This window comes from Streptococcus bovismuti, assembly GCF_042436615.2.
Lineage (GTDB): Bacteria > Bacillota > Bacilli > Lactobacillales > Streptococcaceae > Streptococcus.
This window is the reverse complement of record NZ_JBHMFR020000003.1, coordinates 161527-180027: the sequence shown is the minus strand read 5'-3', so window position 1 is coordinate 180027 and position 18501 is coordinate 161527. Positions and strand designations below refer to the sequence as shown.

The 18501-nt window shown below is 40.4% G+C and carries 21 protein-coding genes and 1 other RNA gene; 7 read left to right on the top strand and 15 right to left on the bottom strand.

Features of this window, described 5'->3' with window-relative positions; translation table 11 throughout:
* Nucleotides 1-165: 165 nt before the first annotated feature.
* From ACERDH_RS05340 to ACERDH_RS05320, 5 genes are all read right to left on the bottom strand, one after another.
* Nucleotides 166-1500, bottom strand: a complete 1335-nt coding sequence (locus ACERDH_RS05340; protein WP_000094601.1) for an Nramp family divalent metal transporter — start codon at nucleotides 1498-1500, stop codon at nucleotides 166-168.
* A 305-nt stretch (nucleotides 1501-1805) separates the two neighbouring features.
* Nucleotides 1806-2153: a transfer-messenger RNA gene (gene ssrA / locus ACERDH_RS05335) on the bottom strand.
* A 61-nt stretch (nucleotides 2154-2214) separates the two neighbouring features.
* Nucleotides 2215-2850 (bottom strand): SGNH/GDSL hydrolase family protein, encoded by a 636-nt coding sequence (locus ACERDH_RS05330; protein ID WP_000290664.1) that lies wholly within the window; start codon nucleotides 2848-2850, stop codon nucleotides 2215-2217.
* A 1-nt stretch (nucleotide 2851) separates the two neighbouring features.
* On the bottom strand, nucleotides 2852-3679 hold the full coding sequence (locus ACERDH_RS05325; RefSeq protein WP_386684146.1) for an HAD family hydrolase: 828 nt from the start codon (nucleotides 3677-3679) through the stop codon (nucleotides 2852-2854).
* Nucleotides 3680-3700: 21 nt separating this feature from the next.
* Nucleotides 3701-5026, bottom strand: coding sequence for a CapA family protein (locus tag ACERDH_RS05320; RefSeq protein ID WP_338139389.1), 1326 nt, complete (start codon nucleotides 5024-5026; stop codon nucleotides 3701-3703).
* Nucleotides 5027-5306: 280 nt separating this feature from the next.
* On the opposite strand from ACERDH_RS05320, the gene def reads away from it, so the two are divergent.
* Together def and rlmB are read left to right on the top strand one after the other, a co-directional pair.
* On the top strand, nucleotides 5307-5918 hold the full coding sequence (def, locus tag ACERDH_RS05315; protein WP_001272937.1) for a peptide deformylase: 612 nt from the start codon (nucleotides 5307-5309) through the stop codon (nucleotides 5916-5918).
* Between the two features lie 44 nt (nucleotides 5919-5962).
* Nucleotides 5963-6691, top strand: a complete 729-nt coding sequence (gene rlmB, locus ACERDH_RS05310) for a 23S rRNA (guanosine(2251)-2'-O)-methyltransferase RlmB (RefSeq protein ID WP_045611907.1) — start codon at nucleotides 5963-5965, stop codon at nucleotides 6689-6691.
* A 39-nt stretch (nucleotides 6692-6730) separates the two neighbouring features.
* Here the strand turns inward: rlmB and trxB are convergent, their stop codons facing one another.
* From trxB to ACERDH_RS05275, 7 genes are all read right to left on the bottom strand, one after another.
* The gene (gene trxB / locus ACERDH_RS05305) at nucleotides 6731-7642 is read right to left on the bottom strand and encodes a thioredoxin-disulfide reductase (RefSeq protein WP_247928045.1); all 912 of its coding nucleotides are present in this window, start codon (nucleotides 7640-7642) and stop codon (nucleotides 6731-6733) included.
* Between the two features lie 65 nt (nucleotides 7643-7707).
* On the bottom strand, nucleotides 7708-7932 hold the full coding sequence (locus ACERDH_RS05300) for a DUF4059 family protein (protein WP_000926599.1): 225 nt from the start codon (nucleotides 7930-7932) through the stop codon (nucleotides 7708-7710).
* Nucleotides 7933-8009: 77 nt separating this feature from the next.
* Entirely contained in the window at nucleotides 8010-8753 is a 744-nt protein-coding gene (locus ACERDH_RS05295) for an amino acid ABC transporter ATP-binding protein (protein WP_000590965.1), read from the bottom strand.
* On the bottom strand, nucleotides 8753-9553 hold the full coding sequence (locus ACERDH_RS05290; RefSeq protein ID WP_020901891.1) for an amino acid ABC transporter permease: 801 nt from the start codon (nucleotides 9551-9553) through the stop codon (nucleotides 8753-8755). Before ACERDH_RS05290 ends, ACERDH_RS05295 begins: the two co-directional genes overlap by 1 nt.
* Nucleotides 9554-9710: 157 nt before the next feature.
* The gene (locus ACERDH_RS05285; RefSeq protein ID WP_000889092.1) at nucleotides 9711-10067 is read right to left on the bottom strand and encodes an arsenate reductase family protein; all 357 of its coding nucleotides are present in this window, start codon (nucleotides 10065-10067) and stop codon (nucleotides 9711-9713) included.
* 12 nt (nucleotides 10068-10079) lie between these two features.
* Nucleotides 10080-10589 (bottom strand): methylated-DNA--[protein]-cysteine S-methyltransferase, encoded by a 510-nt coding sequence (locus tag ACERDH_RS05280; protein WP_386684118.1) that lies wholly within the window; start codon nucleotides 10587-10589, stop codon nucleotides 10080-10082.
* Entirely contained in the window at nucleotides 10589-11083 is a 495-nt protein-coding gene (locus ACERDH_RS05275; RefSeq protein ID WP_261046598.1) for a GNAT family N-acetyltransferase, read from the bottom strand. Before ACERDH_RS05275 ends, ACERDH_RS05280 begins: the two co-directional genes overlap by 1 nt.
* 134 nt (nucleotides 11084-11217) lie before the next feature.
* Between ACERDH_RS05275 and ACERDH_RS05270 the strand changes: the two genes are divergently transcribed.
* Both ACERDH_RS05270 and trhA read left to right on the top strand, forming a co-directional pair.
* Nucleotides 11218-11664 (top strand): DUF1836 domain-containing protein, encoded by a 447-nt coding sequence (locus tag ACERDH_RS05270; RefSeq protein ID WP_042751456.1) that lies wholly within the window; start codon nucleotides 11218-11220, stop codon nucleotides 11662-11664.
* Complete coding sequence (gene trhA, locus ACERDH_RS05265; protein ID WP_001098000.1) at nucleotides 11661-12308, top strand: PAQR family membrane homeostasis protein TrhA; 648 nt, start codon at nucleotides 11661-11663, stop codon at nucleotides 12306-12308. The genes ACERDH_RS05270 and trhA overlap by 4 nt, the downstream gene beginning before the upstream one ends.
* An 18-nt stretch (nucleotides 12309-12326) precedes the next feature.
* Here the strand turns inward: trhA and pdxT are convergent, their stop codons facing one another.
* From pdxT to nox, 3 genes are all read right to left on the bottom strand, one after another.
* Nucleotides 12327-12908, bottom strand: coding sequence for a pyridoxal 5'-phosphate synthase glutaminase subunit PdxT (gene pdxT, locus ACERDH_RS05260; RefSeq protein WP_023948274.1), 582 nt, complete (start codon nucleotides 12906-12908; stop codon nucleotides 12327-12329).
* Complete coding sequence (gene pdxS / locus ACERDH_RS05255) at nucleotides 12909-13784, bottom strand: pyridoxal 5'-phosphate synthase lyase subunit PdxS (protein ID WP_000138517.1); 876 nt, start codon at nucleotides 13782-13784, stop codon at nucleotides 12909-12911.
* Between the two features lie 152 nt (nucleotides 13785-13936).
* Nucleotides 13937-15316 carry a H2O-forming NADH oxidase gene (gene nox / locus ACERDH_RS05250; protein WP_143951900.1) on the bottom strand — a complete coding sequence of 460 codons (1380 nt, stop codon included), beginning with the start codon at nucleotides 15314-15316 and terminating at the stop codon, nucleotides 13937-13939.
* A gap of 307 nt (nucleotides 15317-15623) precedes the next feature.
* Between nox and ACERDH_RS05245 the strand changes: the two genes are divergently transcribed.
* The 3 genes from ACERDH_RS05245 to ACERDH_RS05235 are packed head-to-tail and all read left to right on the top strand — an operon-like array spanning nucleotide 15624 to nucleotide 18475.
* A complete protein-coding gene (locus ACERDH_RS05245) occupies nucleotides 15624-16547 on the top strand; it encodes an FAD:protein FMN transferase (protein WP_386684050.1) in 924 nt (307 codons plus the stop codon).
* Between the two features lie 59 nt (nucleotides 16548-16606).
* Nucleotides 16607-17212 (top strand): NADPH-dependent FMN reductase, encoded by a 606-nt coding sequence (locus ACERDH_RS05240; protein WP_000915951.1) that lies wholly within the window; start codon nucleotides 16607-16609, stop codon nucleotides 17210-17212.
* 18 nt (nucleotides 17213-17230) lie between these two features.
* Nucleotides 17231-18475 (top strand): NAD(P)H-dependent oxidoreductase, encoded by a 1245-nt coding sequence (locus ACERDH_RS05235; RefSeq protein WP_020903506.1) that lies wholly within the window; start codon nucleotides 17231-17233, stop codon nucleotides 18473-18475.
* Nucleotides 18476-18501: the final 26 nt, after the last annotated feature.

Genomic DNA, 18501 nt, shown 5'->3' with positions numbered 1-18501 from the left:
TATATCCTTGTTTTCTAAGTTCATAGATCTGAACTTTATCATCATAACTCAATTTCATAATAAAACACCCCAAAAGTTAGATTTTTTCTGTCTAACTTTTGGGGTGCAGTACAATCTTGGGTATCTTTTTTCTTATATGCTTGTTTTATAACTCGGGTGAATTTCTTAGAAAATATCAAATAACAATTTCACATTGAGAATTGTTAAGATAATGGAAACGATATAGCCAAGGATGGTATTCCATTTGGCATTGGTAAATTCTCCCATCAGTGATTTCTTAGAAGTTAGATAAATCAGTGGGAAGATTGAAAATGGAAGAGCAATCGAAAGAAAGACTTGTGAATAAACCAATAACTGATCCAATGTTTTTTCCTGATGACCAAACAGAACCGCTACAATCATGACAGGCAACAAGGCAAAGAGACGAGTTGCCAAACGAATGAACCATTGAGGTAATCTCATATGCAAGAAACCTTCCATAACGATTTGTCCAGTCAAGGTACCCGTAATTGTCGAATTTTGACCACTGGCTAATAAAGCCAAGGCAAACAAGGTTGATAAGGTCGAGCTAGCTATAGCTCCTGCAATAGTAGAATCCTGCAAGGCATTATACATTTGAGAGAAGGCAGAAATCTCAGATGCATGGCCGAAAAAGAGAGCCGCCCCGAGAATTAATAGAAGGGAGTTAACCACAAAGGCCAAGGATAATTGGAGATTTGAATCCCAGGTCATAAAGCGCACGGCTTTTCGAACATCATTCTTGTCCTTGTGATTGATTTTCCGAGTTTGAGACAAGGAAGAATGCAAATAGAGGTTATGGGGCATAACCGTTGCTCCCACGATCCCTAGTGCCAAGGTTAATTGACTTTCATGCCCTGGCAAGGGACTTTCAAATAAGGTTGCATTCGGTAGATAACCCTCAACGATTCCTTGGAAGCTTGGATGTGACAAAGCTACCAGATAGGTAAAAATTGCTAGAATGGTTAAAATCAGTGTTGTCACAATAGCTTCAATCTTCTTAAAGCCAAATTTCATCAGAAGCAATAAGAGAAAAACATCCAACACGGTCAAGAGAATTGCTATCATAATCGGAATCTTAAAGAGAAGATTGAGAGCAATCGCTGAACCTAGAACTTCTGCCAGATCTGTCGCCATCAAGGCTAATTCTAAAATCACCCATAGACTATAACGAAGCCATTTAGGTGAATGATGAGCCGTTGCTTGAGCCAGGTCCATCTGGGTTACAATACCAAGCTTTCCTGCCATCTGCTGAAGTTGCATGGCAATGAGAGATGAAATCAAGATAACAAACAAGAGACTATACTTATAGGAAGCACCACCGACTACACTGGTAATCCAGTTTCCTGGATCCATATAACCAACTGCGACAAGAGCACCCGGACCTAAAAAGGCATTTAAATTTTGCCAGAAATGATTGTTATTTGGAGTATCGATAGATTGATTAATCTCAGAGAGTGACACTTTTTTATGAGAAGACATAGATACTTACCTCTTTCTAAACCTACTTTTTCATTATTTTCTATTAGAGAAAAATAAGATTGACTTTAAACTATTAAAACAATGAAAACTATATGAAAAACATTTAGTTTTTTCATTATTTTTCTTAAGGCACCTTAATTATAACAGAAAATATGATAAAAACTTAAGAAAATTCAGGACTTGATTTAATATTTAGGATACAACAAAATGTTGTATTCTTTTTTTGCAAAAGAATACCAAAGACAAAAATAAAAAACGTTGATTTAACAACGTTTTACCAAGGAATGCAAAATAATGCAAAGGAATAATGGAGCCGGTGGGAGTCGAACCCACGTCCAAACATCTGCTAACATATTTGTCTACAACCATAGGTTATGTATTCGTTTAACAGTCCCTCGACACATAACTCAAGCCTAGAAACCGCGAGTCTATCAATCTCTTATCAAGCCGCTAGACAAGGCTTGATCGTATCTCGCTAATAATAAGACCTGTCATTGAACACGAGCAATCCAAATCGGGTCACGCCTGCTGGTTTTTAGGCAGCTAGAGCGTAAGAAGTGTTATTTTTTGCAGTTATATTTAACTGAGCGTTTACGTCGCCACACGAGTCGCAAAATATGCCTCATAATGCCTGTCGAATCCGTAACGACCCCAAAAGACAATAAAACCATTATACCTTATCTAACTCAAAAATGCAAAAAGGAAAGCAATTAACTACAAAAGATAGTCTTTCAAAGATTTTGTCAAAACCTGATAACCGGGAACACTAAGGTGCAACCCATCAGTTGTATAATCTTTTTTGAGTTGGCCTGCCTGGTCTGTCAAACTATCAAAAACTGGCGCAAATTCTACCTGCATATAGGCAGAGGAAAGTTCTTTATAGGCTTGATTCCATTTCTGAATTTTTTCATTCGTGCGGATATAGACTGTCTGCTTGTACTCCTCGCCCTCATTGACTGGCAAAATGGAAAGCAATTTTATCTCTGTCAGTGGATAATCGCGAGCAATGGATTGTATGATAGATTCGAGATTATTGAGAGCCTCATTCACAGGCACATCTTTTCCGATATCGTTCGTCCCAATTAAAAGGACAATTTTATCTACCGCCCCACCGTACAGATGCGCATCCAGATTCTCTAATAACAGCCCTGTCTGATAACCTCGAATGCCTCGATTGACAATCGTCTTTGCAGTCCCAAATAGTTCCTGCAGAGGATAATATTCGACAATGGAATCCCCAATAAAAAGAATGTCTGGCTCTACAACAGAAACCTGATTTAAGTGACGATACTTGGTTTGGATTTTTTCTTGTTCCTTCAGTAACCAATTTTCTAATAACTGTACTGCCACTTCATTCTCCTTTTTCTAACCAATTTTCCAAGACTTGGTAAACTCCTCCTTGGCTGTTAGCTGGTGCTAGAGCAGTCGCCACAGCTTTGGCTTTCTCATCAGCATTTTCCATCGCATAGGCAATTCCAGCCATTTCAAGCATTTCAACATCATTTTCACTGTCACCAAAAGCCATGATTTGTTGGGAGTTCAAGTCCCAGCGCTTGAGTAATTCTTCCAAGCCCCATGCTTTATGAATTCCAGCTTGAAGGATATCAATGCAACCATAGCCACTTGATACAGCTCGAACACGGCCATCAAAGAGATCATTAATCTCTGCCAAGACCGAACTCAAACGCTCCTCACCAACAACCATACTCATCTTGAGCACACCACCAAAGAGGTCAGAGGTTAATTCATCCACAAACTGCATCCGTTGGTAGAATTTTTCAATCATTTCTGGAGTCATAAAACTTTCAAGATCTGTAAAAATGGTACCTTCTTTGACGAAACCACCCTTCATCCCCGTTACAACAAACTGGTCCTGACAAGCTCGACCCTTGAAATGAGCCAAAGCCTTGTCAACAACGGCGTCATCCCATGTCTGAGCCTGAATCAGTTCATTGTTTTCAAAAATACGAGCACCGTTTGCAACAACCAGAACCACCCGATCGACCAAGTGCTCCAGTAGTTGCCTCATGCGGTGAATTTCATTCCCAGTCGCAATGACAAAACGAATACCCCTTTGATCCAACTGATCTAAAATCTTTTCCAAACGTGGGAGATCAAGCTGGCCTCTAGCATCCAGCAAGGTCCCATCCATATCTGTTGCAATTACCTTAATCGTCATTTAATTCCCTCTGAATTCAAGCTAATCCCACTTCAATCCTACATGTTCGTTCATTTCTTTATAAGCTGTATCAATTCGTTCCTTAGTCGCTTCATCCAACTGGTCACGATGACTACCACCCTCAATAAAATCTTCTAAGATATAAGTTTGGTATAGGAATAGTGGATAACCTTCTGGAGAATAGGTTCCTTTCGGTGTACGATTTACCCAAGAAGGATGCGCTTTAGCAGTTTCGATTGTCGTCTTGCCATCCTTTTTCTTAATGGTCACATCCATAAGAACACCACGCTCTGTCCACTTAGCATTCTCTTCATCTTGCATGGTTTCAATTCGTTGATTGGAAATGAAGTTCCCCATTGAATAGATAATGAGTTTCTTGTCCCCATCTTTTTCAACCGTTTCAGATGGTTCAACTACGTGAGGGTGCCCTCCAAAGATTATATCCGCTCCCCAATCGATCATCTTGTGATAAAGAGCCTTTTGTTCTTCAGTTGGTTCCAAGCGATACTCCACACCCATCTGAGGCATGATAATGGTGATATCCGCTTCCTTCTCTGCCCGTTCAATTTCAGCCTTCATCTTGTCTTCATTTAGGTCTGAAAGATAGCGGTTATAGTCTTCTTGAGAAATACTTTGCTCAATTCCATTAAAACCATAAGAATAGGCCAAAAGTGCAACCTTGATACCGTTCACTTCCTTGATAACCAGTGGAGCTTGATCACGTGACTCATGCGTATACACTCCAATAGGTGTCATTCCTGCCTTCTCAATAGCATCTGCTGTTGAAACCACACCTTCTATTTGTGAATCTAGGATATGGTTATGCGCCAAGTCTAGCACTTGATAACCGGCATCCTTGATGGCATCCATAACTTCACCAGGTGCATTAAATAGAGGATAACCTGCCAAATAGTGGTCCTTGTTCACAGTACCTTCAAAATCACCTATAATTAGGTCTGCTTGTTTGAGCCATGGTTTCACATAATCAAAATTCTCATGAAAATCATAGGTCCCATCTTCTTTTAAAGCCGAACGATAAATAGGAATATGATAAAGGAGGTCCCCATTGGCCATAATTCTAGCAGTTTTTTCCTCTTCCTGATCTTTAGTATTTTGATTGGTCTTATTTGCTTCTTGAGAAATGGCATCCTTTTTTTGACTGGTTAAGGGGATTCCTTGGAAGCTTTCAAACAACAAGACCAAGCCCATTGATAAAGCAACTGCTAGCAAGAGTATCGCCACAAATCCCTTATTGCTCCACTTGCGATAACTCCTAAAAAAGTTTACAAAGCCTCTCACAAAATGAAAAACTGGTCCACGTTTATGTCTATCTTGTCTTCTTTGCATCTTCATTCTCCCTACTTTCTAATGCAAGCCTTTTCTTTTTATTATATCACAGATAAGTAATTCTTTCACAATTGATACTCTTCGAAAATCAAATTCAAACCACGTCAGCGTCGCCTTACCGTACTCAAGTACAGCCTGCGGCTAGCTTCCTAGTTTGCTCTTTGATTTTCATTGAGTATGAATTGAACATCCTATCTATTTTCTACAAATCCTAAAGGCTGTAATACTTTCAATCCTTGTCATTTTGTGTTATCATGTAGAGGTAATGAAAGGAGAGAAAATGTCTGCAATAGAACGTATTACAAAAGCTGCTCACTTAATTGATATGAAAGATATTATCCGCGAGGGAAATCCAACTCTACGCGCGGTTGCTGAGGAAGTCACTTTCCCCTTGTCTGACCAGGAAATCATTCTCGGTGAAAAGATGATGCAATTCCTCAAACATTCCCAAGATCCTGTCATGGCTGAAAAGATGGGGCTCCGAGGTGGTGTTGGACTTGCTGCTCCTCAATTAGATATCTCAAAACGTATTATCGCTGTTTTGGTACCAAACATTGTTGAAGAAGGTGAAACTCCGCAGGAAGCCTACGACTTACAAGCCATTATGTACAATCCAAAAATCGTCTCTCACTCTGTTCAAGACGCTGCTCTTGGCGAAGGAGAAGGTTGCCTCTCTGTTGACCGCAATGTGCCTGGCTATGTTGTTCGCCATGCTCGCGTTACTGTTGACTACTTTGACAAGGACGGCGAAAAACACCGTATCAAGCTCAAAGGCTACAACTCCATCGTTGTTCAGCATGAAATTGACCACATCAACGGAATCATGTTTTACGATCGTATCAATGAAAAAGACCCATTTGAAGTTAAAGATGGTCTACTGATTCTTGAATAAATAAAATCCCGTTGCAAGACGGGGTTTTGTGTTATAATAGAGGCATGAAAACAAATGATATTGTCTATGGCGTCCACGCCGTTACCGAAGCCCTCCTTGCAAACACAGGGAACAAACTTTACCTCCAAGAAGATCTCCGAGGTAAGAATGTTGAGAAAGTCAAGGAACTGGCTACAGAAAAAAAAGTATCCATTTCTTGGACTTCAAAAAAATCCCTCTCTGAGATGACTGAAGGTGCTGTCCACCAAGGTTTCGTTCTACGAGTATCCGAATTTGCCTATAGCGAACTGGACCAAATCCTTGCCAAAACACGTCAAGAAGAAAATCCACTTCTCTTGATTCTGGATGGTCTTACTGATCCCCATAATCTGGGTTCAATCTTGAGAACAGCCGATGCGACCAATGTTTCAGGTGTCATCATTCCCAAGCACCGTGCTGTCGGAGTTACTCCTGTCGTTGCAAAAACAGCCACAGGTGCTATTGAGCACGTTCCAATTGCCCGAGTGACCAATCTTAGCCAAACTCTGGACAAACTCAAGGATGAAGGGTTCTGGACCTTTGGAACGGATATGAACGGTACTCCTTGCCATAAGTGGAATACAAAAGGGAAAATTGCCCTCATTATCGGAAATGAAGGAAAAGGCATCTCTAGCAACATCAAAAAACAGGTCGATGAAATGATTACCATTCCTATGAATGGACATGTTCAAAGCCTTAATGCCAGTGTTGCTGCAGCCATTCTCATGTACGAAGTTTTTCGAAATAGACTATAAAAAAAGTTTCCAGTCATCTGATTGGAAACTTTTTTATGATTAACTATGTTCAGTGATAAACTTGTAAGCTTCTTGACCAGCGATTGCTCCATCTCCAACTGCTGTTGTTACTTGGCGAAGGTCTTTCAAGCGAACATCTCCAACTGCAAAGATACCGTCAACTGCAGTTTTCATGTGGTTATCTGTCACAATCCAGCCAGCCTGATCTTGGATATTTAATTCTTTAACAAAATCGCTAAGAGGGTCCAAACCAACATAGATAAAGACACCACCAAAGGCTTGTTCTGTCACTTGACCTGTTTTCACATTTTCAAAGACGACAGATTCTACTCGGTTTTCTCCCTTGATTTCCTTGACTACAGAATCCCATATAAAGCTGATTTTCTCATTCGCAAAAGCGCGGTCTTGTAAAACCTTTTGAGCACGAAGTTGGTCACGACGGTGAACAATGGTAACAGTCTTGGCAAAGCGAGTCAAGAAAATAGCTTCTTCGACAGCTGAATCTCCACCACCAACTACCAACAAATCTTGGTCACGGAAGAAAGCACCATCACACACGGCACAGTAAGAAACACCACGACTGTTCAGTTCTTCTTCTCCAGGTACTCCCAAAGGACGGTGTTTAGAGCCAGTCGCTACGATAACTGTACGTGTTTCATATGTTTGGTCATCAGTAATCACTTTCTTAAAATCACCATGGTCTTCGACATTTTCAACATAGCCATAAATGTGCTCAACACCAAGATTTTCAAGCGGTTCAAACATCTTTTCAGCCAATTCTGGCCCACTGATATTAGCGTATCCAGGGTAATTTTCGATATCCGATGTATTATTCATCTGACCACCTGGCAGACCACCTTCAATCAAGGCTACTTTCAGATTGCTTCGAGCTGCATACAAGGCTGCAGTCATCCCTGCAGGTCCAGCACCGATAATAATAGTATCGTACATATAGATTCCTTCTTTCTTGTTGTAACTATCTTTATTCTAACTCTTTCTTGTCAATCAAGCAAGGATTATGCCTTGAAAACAAGAATTAAACTCATAACCGCAAAGGATAATACTGGAACAACCAAGACACCAATCATAATCATATCATAGAGATGGGCTTGGCGAGCCTTGGCTGTCTTATCCACTCCCGACATGGCTCTCAGTCCAATCCAAATCCCTAAAAAAATCAGGACGAGGATGGTGGTCAAGATCAAACTCTCGAAATATAAAGAAAATAGTTGCAGTAGCATGATTTCTCTCATTTCTATCTTTTTTAAAGAGTAAACTCAGCTAGTCCAGCTAACTGAGTTTTCCTTTATCTATTATATCAAATATACGTCCGTTTGTAACTAGCGAAGAATTCTTTTGTTCGCTCTTCTTTAGGATGGTGGATAATCTCATCCGGTGTTCCAGACTCAATGATTTTCCCCTTATCTAGGAAGAGAATCTTATCCGCAACTTGAGCTACAAAGGACATGTCATGACTAACCAAAATCATGGTCTGACCTGACTTAGCAGCATCTGCGATAGATTTTTCTACTTCTCCGACCAATTCTGGGTCAAGGGCTGAAGTTGGTTCGTCTAACAGCAATACATCTGGTTTCATGGCAAGGGCACGCGCTAAGGCAACCCGTTGCTTTTGTCCACCTGATAAATGTCGAGGGTAATGGTTTTCACGGTCAGAAAGCCCAACCTTAGCCAACTCTTCCTTGGCAATCTTAGTCGCTTCTTGATCAGATAATTTCTTGACAACAACTAAGCCTTCTTTCACATTATCAAGTGCTGTACGTCGTTCAAACAAATTAAACTGTTGGAAAACCATGGACAGCTTGCGGCGTAGGGCCAGGATTTCTTCCTGAGTGATTTTAGAAAAATCAACTGAGAAATCATCAATCTGAATTGATCCACTGTCAGGAGTTTCAAGATAATTGAGACTACGAAGAAAAGTTGATTTTCCAGCTCCTGAAGAACCAATCAAGGCTACAACTTCCCCTTTTTGAATATCTAAGTCCAGATGATCCAAGACAGTCTGTCCTGAAAAGGATTTGCTTAAATTCGAAATCTTAATCATTAACGAAGGTCTCCTTTCACATCTGTTTGCACTGTATCGGGTGCAGAAATAGCCATTTTTCTCTCGATGAAACGACCGAGGCTTTCAATTCCGATATTGACTACCCAATAAACAAGGGCAACGGAGATGAAGCGCTCAAAGTAACGATAATCAGCTCCACCCAGAATCTGAGCTTGGGCAAATACTTCCACAACACCCGCACTAAAGGCTAGGGAAGTTCCTTTGGTCAAGCCGATGAGGGAATTGATTAAGGTTGGAGTTGCCACAACGGCTGCATTTGGAATAATTACGCGACGATAAACTTGTGCTCGGGTCATACCCAGACTGCGTGCCGCCTCAATCTCACCAGGATTGACTGAGAGAATGGCTGCACGAATGGTTTCACTCGCATAAGCTGCTTCATTGAAAGCAAAGGCGACAATCGCAAAAGCAGCGGCTGGAATCGCATTGATATTGAAACCAGTTCCCCATTGCTGATTGAGAGCTTTCAAAGCCAAAGGAATTCCGTAGTAGGTCAACATGAGTTGCACCAAAATCGGTGTCCCTTTTAAGAAACTAACAAAGAAGGCCTGCAAGGGATATAAAATTTTGACACGATTGATTTTCACAATGGCAAAAAGAAGTGCCAAAACCAAGCCAAAAAGAGCACCACCAATGGTCAACATAATCGTTGTTGGAAGTTGTTGGACAATTCTCGGAATTCCATCAAAGACCGAACGCAAGCTAAAAAGCTTGCCATCCGGAATCAATTGCATCAAGTTTTGGTACCAATCTGATGCTAAAATCGTTGTAACATTCATAAAAACATCCTCTCCTGATAATGATTCATTCTACCATACTTCTGCCGTCAATGAAATTATTTGCTACGGTCAGATACAGACTTTATCTACCTACTAGTTTATCATACTTTGAAACAGGGAGGTTATATATTTTATCTATCAAAGAGATAAGTAAAAACTATTTCAATCCCAATTCTTCATAAGGTTTTCGATAACCGATTTGCTTAACAGTTCCATTTTCTACTAAAATGGGGCGTTTTAACAACATTCCGTCGCTTGCTAGCAACTCAGCTGCTTCTTGGTTTGACAGACTTCCTACCTTATCTTTCAGCCCCAATTCACGGTATTTGATTCCACTGGTGTTGAAAAATTGCTTCAACTCAAAACCCGAGGTTTCTAGCCAGTTTAAAATGACTTCTTGGCTAGGTGTTTCTTCGACGATATGAACGGCTTTGTAGTCCACACCGAGTTGGTTTAATTCTTGTTTTGCTTTTTTACAAGTTGAACATTTTGGATATTCGATAAATTCTAACATGTCTTTCACTTTCTATTTTATATCTTTAAAATCTGCGCCTTCATGCTCCAAGAGCCAAGCTTTCTTTTCCACTCCTGCAGCATAACCTGTCAAACGCTTGTCCGCTCCCAGCACCCGATGACAAGGTACTAGGATAGACCAAGGATTGCGTCCTACTGCTCCACCAATTGCTTGAGCAGAAGCCACTTGTAGGTCTTTCGCTATTTGTCCATAGGTCACTGTCTGACCATAAGGAATTTCCTGTAAATAGGACCAAACTCGCTTTTCAAAATTTGTTCCGAGTGGAGCCAAGGGCAAGTTGGATAAATCCTGAGACTTGCCTTTAAAGTAATCATCTAAGCAAGCAATAACTGGGTCTAAGATAGGATGACTAACAACTTCCTCTATCGTTTCATCCCCTAATCCCCTCTCAAAATGCTTCTGTTTTTGCATCCAAATTCCATACAAATAATGGTCATCAGCTACAAGAGAAAAAGAGCCAATTGGCGAAGAGTAGAGAATTTTTGCATACTTCTTTTGCATTATTTCTTCAATTTTTGATAGGCCAAGCGTTCCCCATCAACCGGCACCTTTCCAACCCGTTTAAAACCAAGTTTTTCAAAAATATGTTGCATAACCTTATTTTCAGCATGCGTATCTGAGCGAAAATCTAGATAGTCAAAACCTTCAATCAAGCCCTCTAAAAAGGTTTGAGCAACTCCTTGTCCCTGGACATCTGCTGCCACAGCAATACGGTGAAAGACTAGGTACTCTGACTCCCCAGCTTGCCAGTTTCCTTCATAAATGGCTTCATAGGCTACCTCTGGACTCTTGGTTACAGCAGCATAAGCTAGTAGTTCTCCTTCTTCCAAGGCTACGTAGGCTTGCCCTGAGATAATATCATCTATGATAACATCTGCATTTGGATAACCACTTTGCCATTGGTCACTACCAGCAGCCGCTAAACTTTTTTTAGCATCCTCCATCACCTGCATGATGGCATCTACTTCATTTGGAAAAGCTAAACGAATCTCCATCTTTTCTCCTCATTTCTGACTAGTTTCTCCCATCATAGCATAATTTAAGTCTTTCTACAAGCAGTTAAAACTTGACTTCCCGTTTTTATTATTTTATAATCTAGTTATTAAAACTAGATAAAAAGGAGTTGAAAATGAAAACTACCTTTTCCTACCCAAAATGGGCAGAAATTCCAAACATTGACCTCTATCTAGACCAGGTTTTACTCTATGTCAATCAGGTCTGCGCCCCTATCTCTCCTGATAAAGACAAGGGCCTAACAGCATCCATGGTCAACAATTATGTGAAACATGGTTACCTGACAAAGCCTGATAAGAAAAAATACCAACGCCAACAGATTGCCCGTTTGATTGCTATCACAACCCTCAAGTCGGTATTCTCTATTCAAGAAATAGCTCAGACACTTAATACTCTCCAAACTCAAGCAAGTTCAGACCAACTCTACGATGCTTTTGTGGACTACATGAACCAAGGAATTGACCCAGCTAACCCCATTATCCAAACCAGCTGCCAAACCGTTAAACTCTATCATCAAACCCTAGCCTTAATCGATCATACTCAAGAGGAGGTAATCCAATGAACACTAGTCTTAAACTCAGCAAACAACTCAGTTTCGGAGAAGAGATTGCTAATAGTGTGACCCATGCCGTAGGTGCAGTCATCATGCTCATCTTACTGCCTATTTCATCAACCTATAGTTATGAGACACACGGATTTTTATCCTCTATCGGCGTTTCCATTTTCGTTATTAGTCTCTTTCTCATGTTCCTATCATCCACCATTTATCACTCTATGGCCTATGGTTCGACCCACAAATATGTCTTGCGAATCATTGACCATTCTATGATTTATGTTGCTATTGCTGGCTCTTATACACCTGTCGTACTGACTTTGATGAATAACTGGTTTGGCTATCTGATTATTGCTATCCAGTGGGGAACGACCATCTTTGGTATTCTCTATAAAATCTTTGCTAAAAAAGTCAATGAGAAATTTAGCCTTGCTCTTTACCTGATTATGGGCTGGTTGGTTCTGGCTATCATTCCTGCCATTATCAGTCAAACAACGCCAATTTTCTGGAGTCTCATGGTAACTGGCGGACTCTGTTATACAGTTGGAGCTGGATTTTACGCCAAGAAAAAACCTTATTTCCACATGATTTGGCATCTCTTTATCCTAGCAGCATCTGCCCTCCAATACATTGCCATTGTTTATTATATGTAAAAAAGTTGAGAATTTTTCTCAACTTTTTTCTTTACACATATTGATAAAGTACTGGTGCAAGCTTACATCATCAGTCAATTCTGGATGAAAGGAAGTTACCAGCATATTTTTTTCTTGGGCTGCAACGATTTGATTGTCAACTGTTGCTAGAATTTCTACATCTTCTCCAACACTACTGATAATCGGCCCGCGAATAAAGGTCATCGGAATCTTGCCAACTCCCTTACATTCTGCTTCCGTATAGAAACTTCCTAGTTGGCGCCCATAGGCATTGCGCTCGACTACCATATCCATAGTTCCTAGATGACTCTCTTCCTGAGAAGTAATTTCCTTAGCCAGCAAAATTAAACCTGCACAGGTCCCAAACACTGGTAAGCCAGATAGAATGGCTTCTCGAATGGGAATCAGCATGTCCTGCTCACGTAAGAGCTTGCCCATGGTTGTAGATTCTCCACCAGGTAATATCAATCCCGACAAATCACTCTGATGTTTCTGAAAATCATCTAGATTTCTGATTTCAACACTCTCGACACCTAATTGATCTAGCACTTTTGCATGTTCTGCAAAGGCACCTTGCAAGGCCAATATTCCAATTTTCATCTATTTCCCTCGCTCAGCCATGAGAATTTGGATTTCATTTTCATTAATACCCACCATGGCTTCTCCTAGATCTTCAGAGATTTGAGCTAGGATCTGAGGATTTCGGAAATTGGTTACCGCTTTGACAATGGCACTCGCTCGTTTAACAGGATCTCCTGACTTGAAAATACCTGAACCGACAAATACACCTTCTGCCCCTAATTGCATCATCAGCGCGGCATCTGCTGGTGTTGCAACACCTCCAGCAGCAAAGTTTACAACTGGCAATTTTCCATGCTCATGGACGTATTGAACCAATTCTACAGGGACTTGTAAGTCCTTAGCAGCAACATAAAGTTCGTCCTCACGTAGGTTTTGAATGCGGCGAATTTCCTGATTCATCATACGCATATGACGAACAGCTTGGACGATATCCCCCGTACCCGGTTCTCCTTTGGTACGAATCATAGAAGCACCTTCAGCGATACGACGCAAAGCTTCTCCCAGGTCCTTAGCCCCACATACAAAAGGAACTTGGAATTCTTTCTTATCCACATGGAAACGGTCGTCAGCTGGAGATAGAACTTCACTCTCATCGATATAGTCAATTTCGATAGCCTCTAAAATCTGAGCTTCAACAAAATGGCCTATTCTGACCTTGGCCATCACTGGAATGCTAACCGCTTCTTGGATTTCCTTAATCATCTTTGGGTCACTCATGCGGGAAACCCCACCAGCTGCACGGATATCGGCTGGAATCCGCTCCAAGGCCATCACGGCTGCCGCACCAGCAGCCTCTGCAATACGGGCTTGTTCAGGATTTTGCACATCCATGATAACACCGCCCTTGAGCATCTGCGCCAAGTTTTTATTCAATTCATAACGATTTTCAGTCATTTATTTTATCCTCATCATTTGTATTGGTAGCTACCATTTCATTTTAAGTTAGATTAGAATGAAACACAAGATAGAAAAAATATAATTGTATGGGTACAGATTGACTAAAAAACTATCTGACCTCAACTTAAGGCCAGATAGTTCATCAAATATTATTTTTCAGCTGTAAGTGCAGCCATTGTGATGTAGTTGTATGGTTTGTTGAAGTGTGGCAAGAAGAATAGGTCTGTCAATGCCAATTTATCAATTGTTACATGCTCTTGGATAGCAAGTGAGAACATGTGGATTCCCATGCTGATTGCAGAATCGTGTGAAACCATTTGTGCACCAAGAATTTCACGACTATCTTTGTCAAAGACAATCTTAATAGCTACTTCATGGTTGTCATGCTTCATAAATTCTGGTTTTTGAAGATCGTTAAAGCCTGTTTCAGTTGCATTGTAACCAGCAGCTTTCGCTTTTTCAAGAGTCAAACCAGTTGAAACCATGTGAAGACCGTAGATTGAGATACCATTTGAACCTTGAACACCAATTCCTTCCAATTCATGTCCACAAGCGTTGTATGCACCAACGATACCAGTACGAACAGCATTTGAAGCAAGAGCGATGTAGCTAGTGTCTTTACGAGCGTTGTCATAAACAGTCGCACAGTCACCTACTGCGTAAACGCCTGGGATAGATGTTTCTTGTTTCTTGTCTACAAGGAAGGCACCGTTACGGAAGAGTTCAATTTTTCCATCAGCAAGGGCTGTGTTTGGACGGAAACCAACTGCAAGGATAACCATATCCACATCGAAAGTTTCTTTATCAGTAATCAAGCGTTCAACTTTACCGTCACCCTCAATTGCTTTAACAGTTTGACCAAGCGCCAAGCGGATGTTGTGGTCTTCCAAGTTCTTCGCCATCATTTGAGTGAAGTCTTTGTCGTAGTATCCGTTCAAGACAGTATCTACGATGTCAACAAGGACAACTTCTTTTCCAAGACGCTCAAAAGCTTCAGCAAGTTCAACACCGATGTATCCACCACCAACAACGGCGATACGGTCAAGGTGTTGGCTCTTGTCAGCCAATTTATGAATCACTTCTTCAGCATTTTGGTACAATTTAACGAATTGTACATTTTCAAGAGTTGCTTTAAATTCACGGTTTCCTTTAACAATTTCAACACCTTCGATTGGTGGCAAGATTGGTGTAGAACCTGTAGCGAAAATCAATTTATCGTATGATTCTTTGTGCTCTTTCCCTTCAACTTCTGCTGTAACTACTTTGTTATCATAGTCGATTGAAAGAACTGGTGAATTCATGTATACCTTAGCACCTTTAGCTTCCAATTTTTCTTTATCAGAATAGAACAAGCCTTCAGCACCGTCAATTTGTTCACCAATCCAAAGAGCCATTCCACATCCTAGGAAAGAGATGTTAGAGTTCTGGTCAAATACAACGATTTCGTTCTCATTTCCAAAATTATCCAACATAGTATTAATACATGCTGTACCAGCGTGGTTAGCACCAACTACAACGATTTTACTCATAGAAAAATTCCTACCTTCAATTTTAAATTTACTCTTCTAGTATAACATTTACTGTTAGCGTTTACAAGAGTTTAGTTAATTTTCCCGATTTTTTTGTAAAAAAATGTAAATAATCTGTATTTTATCAGTCTTTCTTACAATTACTCTTTTTTTCTGAGCATATTTCTTGACAAGTTTACAAATTTTATTTGTGAAAACGCTGACTTTATGGTATGCTAGTATCATGGAAAGAAAATGTAAGGGGTTAAATTTAATATAAATTTACTATATTTCAGCCTTCTTTTCATAAGAGAAAGGAGTTGGTAGCTTGCCTCTTAGTTCACATTCCGAACGGCTAATGGGGACTACTATCACTATTTCATTAGTAGATGAGCGAGCCGATAGCTTGATCCAGAAATCCTTTGATTTACTCAGAGAGCTCGAATACCGCTTCAATGCCAATAGCCAAGAATCTGAGTTGATGGAAATCAATCATCAAGCTGGAATAGCCCCCGTCAAGGTTCATCCAGACCTGTTCGAACTGATTTCACTTGGATTAGAGCATAGCCTCGCGCCATCTAGCCATCTCAATATCAGCATTGGTCCCTTGATTCAAACCTGGCGTATCGGTTTTTCAGATGCCAAAGTTGCCCAGCCTCAAGAAATTGAATCGGTTCTACCTTTAATCAATCCTCATTATATCGAGTTAGATTCTTCTACTTCTACTGTGTTTCTAAAACAGAAAGGAATGAAGATAGACCTAGGTTGTTTAGCCAAGGGTTATAGTGCGGATAAAGTTGCTCAATTTCTGAGAAAAGAGGGAGTGACATCTGCCTTGATCAATCTGGGAGGGAATATCCTGACTATTGGAAAAAATCAGGCAAGAGGGGATCAGCCTTGGCGAATTGGGATTCAAGACCCAGCCAATCCGAGGGGAAATCACTTAATGACCATCCCTGTTGTCAATAAATCTGTCGTGACTTCAGGCATTTATGAACGTCACCTGACTGTCGATGGAAAAGATTACCATCATATTTTTGACAGCCAAACAGGTTATCCTGTTGAAACGGAACTAGCGAGTCTAACAATCATCTCTGATAAATCAGTTGATGGTGAAATCTGGACAACTCGTCTATTTGGAGAAAGACCTGCTTCTATCCTCTGGCAAGTCGAAAGTTTGGAGGGCATCGAAGCTATCCTCATCGATAAGGAAGGTCACCTAAGCTGTTCTTCAGGAATTCCTACTCTATAGAAACAAATGTTTCAATGGAGTTTTAAAATTGTATTATGTAAAAAGAGAAAGGAAATCTCATGTTAAAACTTATTGCTATTGTTGGAACAAATTCAAAACGTTCTACAAACCGCCAATTGCTTCAATACATGCAAAAACACTTTGCTGAAAAAGCTGAAATTGAACTTGTTGAAATTAAAGACATTCCTGTCTTCAACAAACCAGCTGACAAGCAAGTACCTGCTGAAATTTTAGAAATTGCTGCTAAAATTGAAGAGGCAGATGGCGTTATTATTGGTACTCCTGAGTATGACCACTCTATCCCAGCTGTTTTGATGAGCGCTCTTGCTTGGTTGTCTTATGGTATCTATCCACTTTTGAACAAACCAATCATGATTACAGGTGCTTCATATGGTACGCTTGGTTCATCACGTGCCCAATTACAACTTCGCCAAATCTTGAATGCCCCAGAAATCAAAGCAAGTGTCCTTCCAGATGAATTCTTGCTTTCACATTCTCTTCAAGCCTTCAATCCAAGTGGAGATCTAGTGGATCTTGATGTTATCAAAAAATTAGATGCCACTTTTGACGACTTCCGTATCTTTGTAAAAATTACAGAAAAATTGCGCAACGCACAAGCCCTACTTCGCAAAGATGCTGAAGACTTTGACTGGGAAAATTTGTAAGATAGGAGACCAAAAAGAATGAAATTTGTTGGACTTGTAGGATCAAACTACGATCAATCATATAACCGTAAACTCTTGGAATTCATCCGTCGTCACTTCAAACTCAAATTTGAATTAGAAGTTCTCGAAATTGATGAAGTTCCAATGTTTAACCAAGACGAAAAATGGGACGAAAGCTTCCAATTGCGTCTCTTGTATAACAGAATTACGCGTGCTGATGGTGTCATTATTGCTACTCCTGAGCACAACCACACAATCTCAGCTTCTCTTAAATCAGTTCTTGAATGGCTTTCATACGAGGTTCATCCATTTGAAAACAAACCAGTCATGATTGTGGGAGCTTCTTACTACGACCAAGGTACTTCTCGTGCCCAAGTTCACCTTCGTAAGATTCTTGACGCTCCAGGTGTCAATGCCTACACTCTTCCAGGAAATGAATTCCTTCTTGGTAAAGCTAAAGAAGCTTTTGATGTTAATGGAAATATCACGAATGAAGGAACTGTTAATTTCCTTGAAACATGCTTGGACAACTTTGTAAAATATGTGGGAGTCGTTTCAAAATTGAAAAAACCAAAACCAATTGAGCCAGAAGATTTATATTGTACAAATTCAATTGCAACTACTATCCAAGGTGTTGATCCAGATGATCCTGAATGGGTAGAAAAAGCTGCTGAACTTGTTGGAGCTGTTTCTGGAGATACTTACGTTAAATTAGACCACGGTATCTTGACAGTTAACCAACTTGACATGTTCTTGAAAGCAATGCCATTTGAATTGACATTTGCAGATGATAATAATCAATTCTTGTACTTTAATAACGCACACCAAGACCCAGATACAATGTTTGGTAAACGTGTCCGTGCTCAATCAGGAAATAGATTAGGAACAGTACACGGTACATTGCCAGATTCTAGAATGAAAAACGTTGAATGGGTTGTCGGCGTATTGCGTAATGGGGACCAAGAATATGTCCGTACAATTGTACCAGGAACACCTGAAGGTGTTATTAATACCCATAATTACCAAGCAATGTACTATCCAGATGGTTCATATGCTGGAATCAATGAAATCATCTTTAATTTCCAACCATGGCTTGACTGGTACCTTAATACAACTGGTCAACGTCTAGTTGGTGGAAATGCTGCAGCTCCTGCTGGCGGACATGGTCACGGCGATGCAGATGCTACATCTGGAGCTTCTGATGCAGGTGATGCTGGAGGCCACGGTGGTGGCGCAGACGCTACATCTGGCGCAAGTAACTAATAATAGTTTTGGGAACCATATTGGTT

Bases quoted from the DNA above. Each gene is read 5' to 3' on its own strand.
- ACERDH_RS05340 (WP_000094601.1), bottom strand. From the start codon at position 1,500: ATGTCTTCTCATAAAAAAGTGTCACTCTCTGAGATTAATCAATCTATC.
- ACERDH_RS05325 (WP_386684146.1), bottom strand. From the start codon at position 3,679: ATGACGATTAAGGTAATTGCAACAGATATGGATGGGACCTTGCTGGAT.
- ACERDH_RS05320 (WP_338139389.1), bottom strand. From the start codon at position 5,026: ATGCAAAGAAGACAAGATAGACATAAACGTGGACCAGTTTTTCATTTT.
- def (WP_001272937.1), top strand. From the start codon at position 5,307: ATGTCTGCAATAGAACGTATTACAAAAGCTGCTCACTTAATTGATATG.
- rlmB (WP_045611907.1), top strand. From the start codon at position 5,963: ATGAAAACAAATGATATTGTCTATGGCGTCCACGCCGTTACCGAAGCC.
- trxB (WP_247928045.1), bottom strand. From the start codon at position 7,642: ATGTACGATACTATTATTATCGGTGCTGGACCTGCAGGGATGACTGCA.
- ACERDH_RS05300 (WP_000926599.1), bottom strand. From the start codon at position 7,932: ATGCTACTGCAACTATTTTCTTTATATTTCGAGAGTTTGATCTTGACC.
- ACERDH_RS05295 (WP_000590965.1), bottom strand. From the start codon at position 8,753: ATGATTAAGATTTCGAATTTAAGCAAATCCTTTTCAGGACAGACTGTC.
- ACERDH_RS05290 (WP_020901891.1), bottom strand. From the start codon at position 9,553: ATGAATGTTACAACGATTTTAGCATCAGATTGGTACCAAAACTTGATG.
- ACERDH_RS05285 (WP_000889092.1), bottom strand. From the start codon at position 10,067: ATGTTAGAATTTATCGAATATCCAAAATGTTCAACTTGTAAAAAAGCA.
- ACERDH_RS05280 (WP_386684118.1), bottom strand. From the start codon at position 10,589: ATGCAAAAGAAGTATGCAAAAATTCTCTACTCTTCGCCAATTGGCTCT.
- ACERDH_RS05275 (WP_261046598.1), bottom strand. From the start codon at position 11,083: ATGGAGATTCGTTTAGCTTTTCCAAATGAAGTAGATGCCATCATGCAG.
- ACERDH_RS05270 (WP_042751456.1), top strand. From the start codon at position 11,218: ATGAAAACTACCTTTTCCTACCCAAAATGGGCAGAAATTCCAAACATT.
- trhA (WP_001098000.1), top strand. From the start codon at position 11,661: ATGAACACTAGTCTTAAACTCAGCAAACAACTCAGTTTCGGAGAAGAG.
- pdxT (WP_023948274.1), bottom strand. From the start codon at position 12,908: ATGAAAATTGGAATATTGGCCTTGCAAGGTGCCTTTGCAGAACATGCA.
- pdxS (WP_000138517.1), bottom strand. From the start codon at position 13,784: ATGACTGAAAATCGTTATGAATTGAATAAAAACTTGGCGCAGATGCTC.
- nox (WP_143951900.1), bottom strand. From the start codon at position 15,316: ATGAGTAAAATCGTTGTAGTTGGTGCTAACCACGCTGGTACAGCATGT.
- ACERDH_RS05240 (WP_000915951.1), top strand. From the start codon at position 16,607: ATGTTAAAACTTATTGCTATTGTTGGAACAAATTCAAAACGTTCTACA.
- ACERDH_RS05235 (WP_020903506.1), top strand. From the start codon at position 17,231: ATGAAATTTGTTGGACTTGTAGGATCAAACTACGATCAATCATATAAC.